11 protein-coding genes and 1 tRNA gene are annotated in these 12,608 nt (G+C 34.2%); 10 read left to right on the top strand and 2 right to left on the bottom strand.

Annotated features, from left to right (window positions below):
• Positions 1-111 precede the first annotated feature (111 nt).
• Positions 112-951: a c-type cytochrome gene (locus tag BLV35_RS10255; protein ID WP_091089122.1), complete on the top strand. Its 840-nt coding sequence runs from the start codon at positions 112-114 to the stop codon at positions 949-951.
• 188 nt (positions 952-1,139) lie between these two features.
• A complete protein-coding gene (locus tag BLV35_RS10260) occupies positions 1,140-2,915 on the top strand; it encodes a DUF885 domain-containing protein (RefSeq protein WP_091089125.1) in 1,776 nt (591 codons plus the stop codon).
• A 55-nt stretch (positions 2,916-2,970) separates the two neighbouring features.
• Here the strand turns inward: BLV35_RS10260 and BLV35_RS10265 are convergent.
• Positions 2,971-3,052, bottom strand: a tRNA-Leu gene (locus BLV35_RS10265).
• Positions 3,053-3,164: 112 nt separating this feature from the next.
• Here BLV35_RS10265 and BLV35_RS10270 point away from each other — a divergent pair.
• From BLV35_RS10270 to BLV35_RS10295, 6 genes are all read left to right on the top strand, one after another.
• Positions 3,165-4,553 (top strand): dipeptidase, encoded by a 1,389-nt coding sequence (locus tag BLV35_RS10270; protein ID WP_091089128.1) that lies wholly within the window; start codon positions 3,165-3,167, stop codon positions 4,551-4,553.
• 278 nt (positions 4,554-4,831) lie between these two features.
• On the top strand, positions 4,832-5,257 hold the full coding sequence (locus tag BLV35_RS10275; RefSeq protein ID WP_091089299.1) for a toxin-antitoxin system YwqK family antitoxin: 426 nt from the start codon (positions 4,832-4,834) through the stop codon (positions 5,255-5,257).
• An 18-nt stretch (positions 5,258-5,275) separates the two neighbouring features.
• The gene (locus tag BLV35_RS10280; RefSeq protein WP_091089132.1) at positions 5,276-5,650 is read left to right on the top strand and encodes a BlaI/MecI/CopY family transcriptional regulator; all 375 of its coding nucleotides are present in this window, start codon (positions 5,276-5,278) and stop codon (positions 5,648-5,650) included.
• On the top strand, positions 5,647-7,137 hold the full coding sequence (locus tag BLV35_RS10285; RefSeq protein ID WP_091089135.1) for a M56 family metallopeptidase: 1,491 nt from the start codon (positions 5,647-5,649) through the stop codon (positions 7,135-7,137). The genes BLV35_RS10280 and BLV35_RS10285 overlap by 4 nt, the downstream gene beginning before the upstream one ends.
• Before the next feature lie 77 nt (positions 7,138-7,214).
• Positions 7,215-7,589 carry a BlaI/MecI/CopY family transcriptional regulator gene (locus BLV35_RS10290; RefSeq protein ID WP_091089137.1) on the top strand — a complete coding sequence of 125 codons (375 nt, stop codon included), beginning with the start codon at positions 7,215-7,217 and terminating at the stop codon, positions 7,587-7,589.
• Positions 7,586-8,827, top strand: coding sequence for a M56 family metallopeptidase (locus BLV35_RS10295; RefSeq protein ID WP_091089140.1), 1,242 nt, complete (start codon positions 7,586-7,588; stop codon positions 8,825-8,827). Before BLV35_RS10290 ends, BLV35_RS10295 begins: the two co-directional genes overlap by 4 nt.
• 106 nt (positions 8,828-8,933) lie before the next feature.
• On the opposite strand, the gene BLV35_RS10300 is transcribed toward BLV35_RS10295, so the two are convergent.
• Positions 8,934-10,301 (bottom strand): saccharopine dehydrogenase family protein, encoded by a 1,368-nt coding sequence (locus BLV35_RS10300; protein WP_091089144.1) that lies wholly within the window; start codon positions 10,299-10,301, stop codon positions 8,934-8,936.
• 208 nt (positions 10,302-10,509) lie between these two features.
• Here BLV35_RS10300 and BLV35_RS10305 point away from each other — a divergent pair, with 208 nt between their 5' ends.
• On the top strand, positions 10,510-10,908 hold the full coding sequence (locus BLV35_RS10305) for a DUF423 domain-containing protein (RefSeq protein ID WP_091089146.1): 399 nt from the start codon (positions 10,510-10,512) through the stop codon (positions 10,906-10,908).
• 69 nt (positions 10,909-10,977) lie between these two features.
• On the top strand, positions 10,978-12,579 hold the full coding sequence (pckA, locus tag BLV35_RS10310) for a phosphoenolpyruvate carboxykinase (ATP) (RefSeq protein WP_091089151.1): 1,602 nt from the start codon (positions 10,978-10,980) through the stop codon (positions 12,577-12,579).
• Positions 12,580-12,608: the final 29 nt, after the last annotated feature.

Below are 12,608 nucleotides of genomic sequence, written 5' to 3' on the forward strand. Positions count from 1 at the left end.
GTTTTACACGCATAACACATGTAAAGCCTTAAAAACTACTAAACCCAATTTCTACAAACATTCCTTTTATTTAAGTACATTAGCTTTAGCCAATTATCTACCAAAAAAGTAATGAGACAATTTCAATACAAAATAGTGATTCTTATATTATTTCTCACTCTGGGTTGTCAACAAAAAACGCAAAATAAAACTGACGCTGAAACTAACATACAAAGTCATGGTAAAGACTCTCTAACCATTGACTTAGTTGCGCTACAAAATAAAGGCCAACTAAAAAAGACAACCTTGATAACAGTGTACGATGACCCTGTATATCATAGCATCAAACGCTACAATGCAATCCCTTTCCCAGAACTTTTAGAAACCTATACTTCTATCAAAAATTTAGAAACTAGCGAATACCAAATCGTCTTTGAATGTGAAGATGGATACAAACCCATGATGCCCTTGCAAAAATTTATTTCGGTAAAATCGTTTCTTGCCGTTAGCGACTTGGATGCACCAAAAGGGCAATTATGGTTGCCAATTATAAAAGACGGACATGAAATGAAAGCCGCTCCCTTTTATTTAATTTACCAAGAGGTTTCAACAAAAGATGTTGATTTTAAATGGCCTTACAACCTTATAAAAATACATCTTGTCCCTAATAGCGAGAATATCGCCTTGTTATTTCCAAAAGACGATGCTAAGGCTGAAATTGGGTTTCAATTATTCAGCAAGAATTGTGTCACTTGCCATTCTATTAATAAAATTGGAGGAAACATGGGGCCAGAATTAAACTACCCAAAAAGCGTAACCGAATATTGGGACAAAACTCAATTGAAAGCCTTCATAAAGAATCCAGCGTCCTTTAGAAACGGAGTAAAAATGCCAACGCCTACGAACTTAACAACTAAAGAGATCGATGAAATTGTCAATTATTTAGAATACATGACAAACCACAAGTTATAAAAGAATCTTACATAGAATTAAAATAAATCTCACTATCAAGCATTCAAAAAGCCTCTCTAACGAGAAATTTTTCATCTTTATACATAACGCAAAAAATGAATCGCTGAATATTTAGAAGAAAAATACAAATACTTTATAATTCAGTTTTTTTGAGTAAATTAGCTTCAACTACCTAATAATCAATTTATATGAAAAGAACATCCCTCCTTATTTTACTACCTATTTTTTCCCTATTACTTGTAAATTGTAAAAAGGAAAACAATAAAGAAAACGACAAAGAAGACTTTAGTGCCTTAACGACAAGTTATTTCAACGATAAAAATGCTCTAGACCCTTTGAGTGCAACGCAAAATGGTCAAAATGAATACAACGATCAGCTACAATTTGAGATGACGAAAAGTTTTAGAAAAGATCAATTGACTTTTTTCAATAAATATGAAGCCGCCTTAAATAAGGTAAAAGAAGCGGAACTTACTCCTGAAGAAAAAAACAGTTATGAAATTATAAAATGGGAAGTTGAAGTGGGTAAAGAATTATTAAACCAACCAACAAACCTAATGCCCATTCATCAGTTTTGGGGAACCCACTTAACAATGGGACAATATGCTGGAGGTACTAGCGCGCAGCCTTTTAAAACAGAAAAAGATTATACCAATTTCCTTAAAAGAATGGATTCGTATAGTATCTGGATCGATTCGGCAATGGTTTATATGAAAAAAGGAATCGAACAAGGAGTTGTATTACCAAAAGCATTAACCATAAAAGTGATTCCACAGTTCGAAGATATGCCTACCGCTAACATTGAAGACAATCTATTTTACTCGTCCATAAAACTAATGCCTTCTACATTTTCTGAAGAAACAAAGAAAGATTTAACGGCAAAATATACCGCGGAAATAAATAACAAACTGATCCCTCAGTTTAAAAAAATGACTGCTTTTCTTAAAAACGAATACCTGCCTGCATCAAGATCAACGAGCGGAATAGGAAGTTTGCCTTTTGGAAAAGAATTATATGCTACCTATGCAAAACAGTGGACCACAACCACAATGACTCCGCAAGAAATCCATGAATTAGGATTAAAAGAAGTAGCAAGATTAAATGCTGAAATGGAAAAAGTAAAAACTCAAGTCGGTTTTGAAGGAACATTACTTGAATTTTTTGATTATGTAAGAAACAAACCAGAGTTAAAACCATTTAAAAAACCAGAAGAGGTAATTGCCAATTTCGAAAGAATTCATACCATAATAAAACCAAACGTAGACAAACTGTTCTCTCTACAACCAAAAACAAAATTTGAAATTAGACGAACGGAAGCATTTAGAGAAAAAACGGCTAGTGCAGAATACAGTCAAGGAACGTCAGACGGTTCCCGCCCTGGTGTGTTTTATGTGCCAATACCAAACATCAAAGAATACAATATGTATGGGGACGAAGATTTGTTTTTACACGAAGCAATCCCTGGACATCATTTTCAAATCTCTTTACAACAAGAAAACACCGCATTACCTGACTTCAGAAAATACAATTGGTTTGGCGCTTACGGCGAAGGCTGGGCTTTATACACAGAAAGCTTAGGTACAGAATTAGGCTTGTACAAAGATCCTTATCAATATTTTGGTATGTTAGGAAATGAAATGCACAGAGCAGTACGCTTAGTTGTTGACACAGGAATACATAGTAAAGGATGGACTAGAGAACAAGCTATTAAATTTTCAATGGAAAATGAGGCAGAAAGTGAAGCTGGAATTACTACTGAAATCGAACGCTATATGGCCATTCCTGGACAAGCTTTATCGTATAAAATTGGTCAATTAAAAATCATGGAATTACGCAAAAGAGCACAAGACAAAATGGGAGCTCAATTTGACATTAAGAAATTTCATGAAAAAGTGTTGGAATCTGGAGTAATGCCACTGGCCTTATTAGAAAAAAAGATTGACGCTTGGATTGCTGAAAAATAAAATAATTTTAAATAGTAGATATAAAAAAAGCTTCTCGATTGAGAAGCTTTTTTCGTGCGGATAATAGGACTCGAACCTACACGCCTTGCGGCACCAGATCCTAAGTCTGGCATGTCTACCAATTTCACCATATCCGCGTGCAATTGTGGGTGCAAATATAGACATAAGTTTGAACTTTCAAAGCATTTTTTTAAAAATTTTTTTATTCTATTTTTTGTACTTTTGAAACTATAAAAAATTAGTTAATAAATGGAAAATATCAAGTCATACGTTCAAGAAAACAAAGATCGTTTCATCAACGAATTAATTGAATTATTAAAAATGCCTTCTGTAAGTGCTGATGCAGCCTACTCTCAAGATGTTATTGAAACTTCTGAAGCCGTAAAAGTAAGCCTAGAAAAAGCAGGTTGCGATTTCGTAGAAATCTGTGAAACTGACGGTTACCCTATTGTTTATGGTGAGAAAATAATAGACAAAAACTTGCCTACAGTATTAGTTTATGGTCATTATGATGTACAGCCGGCAGACCCAATGGAACTTTGGACTTCTCCCCCATTTGAACCAGTGATAAAAACGACCGATATTCACCCAGAAGGAGCCATTTTTGCTCGTGGTGCCTGTGACGATAAAGGGCAAATGTATATGCACGTAAAAGCATTTGAATACATGATTCAAAGCAATACTTTACCTTGTAACGTGAAATTCATGATTGAAGGAGAAGAAGAAGTAGGAAGTGTAAACCTAAAAACCTTCGTTGAAAACAATACCGAAAAACTTAAAAATGATGTGATCTTAATTTCAGATACTGGAATGATCTCTAATCAACAACCTTCTATTACAACAGGTCTTCGTGGATTAAGCTATGTTGAAGTAGAAGTTACAGGACCAAATCGCGATTTACATTCCGGTTTATACGGTGGTGCTGTGGCTAATCCAATCAATATTTTGGCAAAAATGATTGCTTCACTTCATGACGAAAACAATCATATTACCATTCCTGGATTTTATGATAATGTAGAAGAATTATCTCTTGAAGAAAGAGCTGAAATGGCAAAAGCACCATTCAGCTTAGAAAAATATAAAAAAGCACTCGACCTAAAAGACGTTTATGGTGAAAAAGGATATGTGACTAACGAAAGAAACTCTATTCGTCCTACATTAGACGTAAACGGAATCTGGGGAGGTTACACTGGCGCAGGAGCTAAAACGGTTATCGCAAGTCAAGCGTTTGCTAAAATCTCTATGCGTTTAGTACCCAACCAAGAATGGGAGCAAATCACTGAGTTATTTACAAAGCATTTCATGAGCCTCGCTCCTGCTGGAGTAACCGTAAAAGTGACGCCGCATCACGGAGGTCAGGGTTATGTAACACCTATCGACAGCATTGGTTACAAAGCCGCTAACATGGCGTATACGGAAACTTTTGGCGTTCCAGCTATTCCGGTTCGTTCGGGTGGAAGTATTCCTATTGTAGCCTTATTCGAAAAAGAATTAAAAAGCAAAACGATCCTAATGGGATTTGGTTTAGACAGTGACGCTATTCACTCACCAAATGAACATTTCGGAATCTTTAATTACCTTAAAGGAATCGAAACTATTCCGTTGTTTTACAAATATTTTGTTGAGTTAAGCAAATAAACAAACTCCACATCCATCTACAAAATCCGTTCAGCAATGAGCGGATTTTTTTTTTGGGCGTTACCTCGTTGCAGAACTATTGATTTAAGCGACTACACTCCTTCAGCAACGAGGTCAGGCTATCCGCTACAATCTTATTTGTAAAAACAAATAAGGATTTTCGCTACTATCCTTAACGCAACTCACTAATAACTATAAATTTACAGACAAAAACTTGTTTTATTGATTTATTATTCTACATTTGTAGAGCAATGTCTTTTTCTGTAGAACAAAAACGTATGAAAAAACCACTTATTATTCTAGGTTGTATAATTTTGAGTTTATTTTCTTGTAAACCTAAACTAATCAATCAAAAAATAAACAAAAAAAGAGAAGGTCTTTGGATAGAACAATATTCGATGGACAGTGCACATTATAAATCAGTCGGGAAATATAAAAAGGACGACCCTATAAAAAAGTGGTGCTATTACCTAGACGGTAAAATAATCAAAAAAGAGAAGTACAAAGGAAATTCCTGTTACACCAAATTTTATCATGAAAATGGAAAAATACAATCCCGAGGGAAAACAGTTTTAGACACCACCACTAAATATGCCCATTGGTTCTATAGCGGCAACTGGGAATTCTACGATAACAAAGGAAAACTAATAATTGAACGAAATTATCAGAGTGGCAAGCTTGCTTCTGAAACAATCTTGAAATAAAACTTTAAAAAAATAAAAATGCAACAGTTAACGAACGCCGAAGAACAACTAATGGAACACCTTTGGAATCTTGAGAAAGCCTTTATGAAAGATCTACTCGAAGCATTTCCAGAACCAAAACCAAAGACAACTACCGTGGCAACTTTGCTAAAAAGAATGATTGATAAAGATTTTGTGGCTTATACCGAGTTTGGAAACTCCAGAGAATACTATCCATTGGTAAAAAAAACAGCGTATTTCTCTAAACACGTCAACGGATTAATAAAGAATTTCTTTAACGATTCCGCTTCGCAATTTGCTTCTTTCTTTACCAATGAGACGAATCTGTCTGAAAAGGAATTACAAGAACTCAAAAAAATAGTAGATAGTGCCATTCAAAAAAAGAAAAAATGATCGACTTTTTAATCAAATCAACCATTTCATTGTGCGTGCTTTTAGCCATGTACCATTTGGTACTGGAAAAAGAAAAAATACATCAGTTCAATAGGTTTTACCTTTTGTTCTGCTTGTTATTTTCATTCACGATTCCGTTTATCACTTTTGAGGTGATTCAAGAAATCACAAATCCGCTAATTCCCCAAAACACAATAAAAATCGAGGAAGAAACCATAGCCGTTGTGCAAGAAACAACCAATTATTGGTTAATTTCAATCTGGTCGATTTATACTGCAGTGACCTCAATTTTACTATTTCGTTTTGTAAGAAACATTACAAAACTGAACACCAAAGCCAAATCGAACACAGCAATTGATTATAAAAATTCTCAATTGATTTTGCTAAAAGAAGTAACATTGCCTTACACTTTCTTGAATACCATTTTTATTAATCAAGATGATTATCACAATCGAAAAATTGAAGAAGAACTATATACGCATGAGTTAATACACGTAACCCAAAGACATACATTAGACATACTGCTAATAGAAACTTTGAAAGTACTCTTTTGGTTTAACCCTATATTTATTTTCTATAAAAAAGCAATCCAACTTAATCATGAATTTCTTGCTGATGAGAAAGTTGTAAAATCGCATAACAATGTTCCGTTTTACCAGAATTTATTAATCTCAAAGGCAAACGCGAACCCAACCTATTACTTGGCCAGTAATTTAAACTATTCAGTAACTAAAAAACGATTAATTATGATGACAAAAACCACATCCGCATCAAGAGCATTACTAAAAAAGGGCCTTATTATTCCTTTAATGACTGCACTTCTATTTTCATTATGCACCAAAGTAGTAGCACAAGAAACTACCAAAAAAGAGGAAAGTACTGCTACAAACAAATCTTCTGCATTTAAAAATTACTACGACAAAACTACTTTTAAAGTAAAAGACGAAAACGGAAAAGTTGTTGCCGATAAAAAATACGCCGATTTAACAGCTAAAGAAAAAAACCTAGTTCCCGCATTTATTTACAACAAAAACAAACTTTTGACTAAAAACGAAATTGATAGAGTAATGAAAGAAGGGGGACCAGAAATATTTGTCATAGACCCATACGATCAAAAGAATATTAAAGTAAAAAAAGAGGATAAAAATGCCATCTACAGCACCGCTGAAATCACAGAAAAACCTGAATACCCGGGAGGGATCGAGCTTTTCTACAAATTTGTTGGCGAAAACTTTAAAATTTCAGACGAAGCTTATGAAAATAAACTAAAAGGAAAAGTATACGTAACTTTCATTATTGAAAAAGACGGCTCGTTAACCGATTTTAAAATCTTAAGAGAAATAGGATATGGAACTGGTGAAGAAGTACTACGCGTACTAAAACAATGTCCCAATTGGATTCCTGGCAAACTAAATGACGAACCCGTTAGAACTTTATACAGTTTACCGATAACGATTCAAACTGAAAAAACAGATTTAAAACACTAAAACCGCGTTAATTTCTTTTAATCTGTATTATCCTCATTCGAAATATCAAAAGCAAATCAGTACAAAACAACTAATTAATGCAACAGTTAACGAACGCCGAAGAACAGCTAATGGAGCGTCTCTGGAAACTGGAGAAAGCCTTTATGAAAGATTTACTCGAAGCGTTTCCAGCGCCAAAACCCAAGACAACTACTGTGGCTACTTTGCTTAAAAGAATGATTGATAAAGATTTTGTGGCTTATATCGAATATGGAAACTCCAGAGAATATTACCCATTGGTAAAAAAAACAGCCTACTTCTCTAAACACGTCAACGGATTAATAAAGAATTGCTTTAACGATTCTGCTACGCAATTTGCTTCTTTCTTTACTAACGAGACGAACCTATCGGAACGGGAACTTGAAGAGCTTAAAAGAATTGTAGACAGTGCCATTCAAAAAAAGAAAAAATGATAGACTTTTTATTAAAATCGACCATCTCATTATGTGTACTGCTAGCAGTATATCATTGGGTATTGGAGAAAGAAAAAATACATAAATTCAACAGGTTTTACCTTTTGTTCTGCTTGCTATTTTCATTCACGATTCCGTTTATCACTATTGAAGTAATCCAAGAAATCACAAATCCGATTCTTGCTAAAAATAGTTCGGAAAATGCGGAAGGAACCATAGCTGTACTAAAAGAAGAAACTAACTACTGGTTAATTGCAATATGGACGATGTATATTATAATGACCTCAATATTATTAATTCGTTTTGCAAGAAACATTATAAAATTGAATGAAAAGACGAAATCAAACACAGCTATTAGCTATAAAGGATCCCGATTGATTCTATTAGAAGAGAAAACGTTGCCTTACACTTTCTTGAATACAATTTTCATTAATCAAGAGGATTATCACAATCGAAAAGTTGAACCCGAATTATACACACATGAATTAATTCATGTAACCCAAAGACATACGTTAGACATTCTACTCGTTGAAACTTTGAAAGTACTCTTTTGGTTTAACCCTATTTTTATTTTCTATAAAAAAGCAATCCAACTCAATCATGAATTTCTAGCTGATGAGAAAGTCGTGAAATCACATAACAATGTTTCGTTTTACCAAAATTTATTACTCTCAAAAGCAAACATACACCCCGCCTATAACCTAGCGAGTAATTTGAACTATTCAGTAACTAAAAAACGATTAATTATGATGACAAGAACCACAACCACAACAAGGGCGATGTTCAAGAAAACAATACTAATTCCAGTATTGTCGATACTTATTTTCTTTGCATGTGTTAAAACAGTCTCTCAGGAGAGAAGAATAACAAATAGTACCGAGCAGAAAAATCCAATTACCGGAATGGAGAAATATTTTGAAAATACTGTTTTCAAATTCCAAGATAAAAAAGGAAATATTATTGATCAAAAAAGATTCAGTGAACTTTCTAGCGAAGAGAAGAAAAATATTCCACCTCCTCCACCTCCTGCAAAAGATAAAGAAATGGTCAAAAAATTGGCAGGACCGAAAACTATCTATATCCCAGTCAATGAAACAGACCATTATTTTAAAAATAAAATCTATAAAATAAAAGACGTTAATGGTAAAGTTATAGGCGAGAAAAAATTTGCTGAACTCACCTTAGAGGAAAAGAAAAATATTCCACCGCCTCCACCACCCGTTACAAAAGGGAAATAATCTGTATCCAAAATCAGTCTATATATATTTAAATATTAGACAGAAAACAACAAATCCGCCTTTTTACGAAGCGGATTTGTCTTACTACAAAACTAAAAACTATTACCTAAATAGTACTATCTGGTTTATAACCAAAGTAAGGCATGGATTGCTCTTTAAAAACAACCCCATATTCTTCTAATTCTTTCAATATTGGCAAATACACTTCTTTACGAATAGGAAGTTGCACTCCAGGCGTAGTGATTTTCCCGTTTAAAATAAGTAAGGTCGCCATTGCCACCGGCAGACCAACTGTTTTTGCCATGGCTGTATAAGTCTGATCTTCCCCAATACACACCATTTTAGAATCGATTTGTTTTTTAGCACCATCCAATTCGTATCCGAATTTATGGTACATCACTATCATATCCTTATCGTCTGATTCTAAAGTCCACTTATCACTTAATATTTTTTCCAATATTTGTGCTGGCGTACCATTTTTAAGACCAACTATTTTTTTGTTATTGAATAAATCCAATTCCAAAAGTTTATCCCACATAATATCATCTTGATCTATTTTTAAAATCAAGCGTGTCTTAATTTCAACTGAATCTGTAGGGTGATAAGGCAAGAATGAATTTACAAATTGTCGGTAGCTCATGTTTTCAGAGTCTTCCATAACATAACTGTCATCCGTCATTCCTAACTGAACAAACATATTCCATGCTTTCGAAAACCCAACACGACGAATAGTACCTCTATATAAGGTCAATACGTCATCTAAACCATATACACTTCTATATTTCAACGAATCTCTATTAGAATAGGCCTCAAAACGGCCATAATCTTCGACTTTAAGAAATTCTGTTCTTCTAAATAAATTACAATACGGGATATACTTATAAGTCCCTTCTTGAATAAACTTAGCTGCACCACCTTGTCCAGCAAGCACAACATTACGGGGAGCCCAAGTGAATTTATAATTCCAAAGATTAGTATCTGACTCCGGAGCTACAAGACCTCCGCAGAAGGATTCGAATAAAAGCATCTTTCCACCTTTATCACTTATTTCATCAATGATTTTCATGGCGCTCATGTGATCAACTCCGGGATCGAGACCAATTTCATTCATGAAAATCAAATTATTTTCCTTTACAGCTTCATCTAGCTCCTGCATAGCATCACTAACGTAAGAAGCCGTAACCAAGTTTTTTTTATAAACAACGCAATCTCTGGCTACCTCAATATGCAAATGAGCCGGCAACATCGAGATAACGATGTCAGCTTTTTCAATCGCCTCTTTTCTTTGATTGGTATCAAAAATATCTAAAGCTATTGCAGTCGCGTTGGGATGGTTGTTCGTTTTCTTTTGGGCTAAAGCCAATGATAAATCACCAATGACAAGATGTAAGTTCTCTTTTTCTGATTTATTTAAAAGATATTGTATCAAAGATGATGCTGATCTACCTGCTCCTATAATTAAAATGACTCTCATATGTTATATAAATATAACACAAATATATAAAATTGTTGTATTTATAACAACTAGTCCTTGTTAAAAACCTAACTATGTTGTCAACAAAATAAAAAAACACCTGTATTTCGACTTGTCTCTAAATAAAAAGTCCAAACATAATAATCAAAAAATCTTTTATTTCAGCCTGATAAGAAATACTTTTACAAAGAAAAAAAATATCCAATAAATGAAAAATAAATTAATTTCAACAGGAGCTCTTTTGGGCATGATAGCGATAATATTAGGCGCATTTGGAGCGCATGCCCTAAAAAAAGTGCTGCTACCTGAACAACTGATTACTTTTGAAACTGGAGTACGCTATCAAATGTACCACGCGTTGTTTTTAATCTTTATTGGAATGTTAAATGACCTAAGTGAAAAAGCGAAGAAAATCATCAATTATTTGGTCATTTTTGGTGTGATTTTATTTTCTGGATCCATATATTTATTGGCCACAAACACCCTAACTTCCTTTGATTTTAAAATTATCGGTTTTCTAACTCCTATCGGCGGACTCCTACTAATACTGGCCTGGAGTGTATTGCTGTTAAACTTTTTGAAGAAAAAACCAACAAAAATTCGATAATTAAATCGTATCTAAAATATTAGCTTTACTTTTGCATTCGAATAATTTAACTTCACAATACATAATTTCATGAATAATAACACACCGTTTACGAAATCGATTGCGCTAAATGACTTAGGAATCGAAAACGCAAAGATTCATTATCAATTATCAGCCAACGAATTGCACGACATGACCATCGCGTCAGGTCAAGGGGTCGAAAGTTCGACTGGTGCACTAGCAATTAACACTGGGGAATTCACAGGACGCTCACCTTTAGATCGATTTATCGTAAAAGATAGCGTTACTGAGAACCAAGTTTGGTGGGGAAAAGTAAATATTCCTTTTGAATCTACCGCTTTTGACGCATTGTACAAAAAAGTAACTACTTACTTATCTAACAAAGAAGTATTCGTAAGAGATTCTTATGTATGTGCTGACCCTAAATACAGATTAAATGTTCGCGTAGTAACTGAGACAGCTTGGGCAAATTTATTTTGTTACAATATGTTTTTGAGACCTGACGAAAGCGAGTTAGAGAACTTCACACCAGAATGGACCGTTATGTGCGTTCCTAGTTTTATGGCAGATCCAGCTATAGACGGAACACGTCAAAGTAATTTTGCCATTCTAGATTTTACAAAAAAAATAGCATTGATTGGTGGAACTGGCTACACTGGAGAAATGAAAAAAGGAATTTTCTCAGCACTTAATTTCATCCTTCCTGTTGACAAAAATACGTTACCAATGCACTGTAGTGCAAATGTAGGTAACAATGGAGACACAGCAATTTTCTTTGGATTATCAGGAACTGGAAAAACAACTTTATCAGCAGATCCAAAAAGAAAATTGATTGGTGATGACGAACATGGATGGACAAGCGAAAATACTGTTTTCAATTTTGAAGGTGGATGTTATGCTAAAGTGGTGAATCTTTCTGAAGAAAACGAACCAGATATCTTTAGAGCAATTAAAAAGGGAGCCATTTTAGAAAATGTTATTTTTAAAGAGGGAACCAATGAAGTTGACTTCGAGGATGTTTCTATCACGCCTAATACAAGAGTAAGTTACCCAATTTATCATATTGATAATATTCAACCAGGATCTATTGGGAAAAACCCTAAAAACATATTTTTCCTTACGGCAGATTCTTTCGGGATTCTACCTCCTATTTCAAGATTAACTCCAGGACAAGCTGCATACCACTTTATCTCAGGATATACTGCAAAAGTTGCCGGAACAGAAGCTGGAGTAACAGAACCTCAACCTAATTTCTCTGCATGTTTTGGAGCGCCATTTATGCCACTTCACCCAACAAGATATGCTGAAATGTTGAGTAAAAAAATTCAAGAAGTTGACGTAAAAGTATGGTTAATCAACACGGGGTGGACCGGTGGAGCTTACGGAACTGGTACAAGAATGAAATTAAAATACACTCGTGCCATGATTACCGCTGCTTTAAACGGTGAACTAGACACAGTAGATTATAAAAACCATGTTGTCTTTGGAATAGCAATTCCACAAGAATGCCCTGACGTACCTAGCGAAATTTTAAATCCTAGAAACACTTGGGAAGACAAAGATTTATACGATCAAAAAGCAATAGAATTAGGAAAGAAATTTAAAGCTAATTTTGCCAAATTTGAAGAGTTTGCGAATGCCGAAATTATGGCAGGAGCACCAAATGCATAAGTTAATTATAATTCAAAAAAAGAAAAGAG

Origin of the sequence: Flavobacterium gillisiae (assembly GCF_900107635.1) — a bacterium.
GTDB lineage: Bacteria > Bacteroidota > Bacteroidia > Flavobacteriales > Flavobacteriaceae > Flavobacterium > Flavobacterium gillisiae.

Bases quoted from the DNA above. Each gene is read 5' to 3' on its own strand.
- BLV35_RS10255 (WP_091089122.1), top strand. From the start codon at position 112: ATGAGACAATTTCAATACAAAATAGTGATTCTTATATTATTTCTCACT.
- BLV35_RS10260 (WP_091089125.1), top strand. From the start codon at position 1,140: ATGAAAAGAACATCCCTCCTTATTTTACTACCTATTTTTTCCCTATTA.
- BLV35_RS10305 (WP_091089146.1), top strand. From the start codon at position 10,510: ATGAAAAATAAATTAATTTCAACAGGAGCTCTTTTGGGCATGATAGCG.
- BLV35_RS10290 (WP_091089137.1), top strand. From the start codon at position 7,215: ATGCAACAGTTAACGAACGCCGAAGAACAGCTAATGGAGCGTCTCTGG.
- BLV35_RS10295 (WP_091089140.1), top strand. From the start codon at position 7,586: ATGATAGACTTTTTATTAAAATCGACCATCTCATTATGTGTACTGCTA.
- BLV35_RS10285 (WP_091089135.1), top strand. From the start codon at position 5,647: ATGATCGACTTTTTAATCAAATCAACCATTTCATTGTGCGTGCTTTTA.
- BLV35_RS10270 (WP_091089128.1), top strand. From the start codon at position 3,165: ATGGAAAATATCAAGTCATACGTTCAAGAAAACAAAGATCGTTTCATC.
- pckA (WP_091089151.1), top strand. From the start codon at position 10,978: ATGAATAATAACACACCGTTTACGAAATCGATTGCGCTAAATGACTTA.
- BLV35_RS10280 (WP_091089132.1), top strand. From the start codon at position 5,276: ATGCAACAGTTAACGAACGCCGAAGAACAACTAATGGAACACCTTTGG.
- BLV35_RS10275 (WP_091089299.1), top strand. From the start codon at position 4,832: ATGAAAAAACCACTTATTATTCTAGGTTGTATAATTTTGAGTTTATTT.
- BLV35_RS10300 (WP_091089144.1), bottom strand. From the start codon at position 10,301: ATGAGAGTCATTTTAATTATAGGAGCAGGTAGATCAGCATCATCTTTG.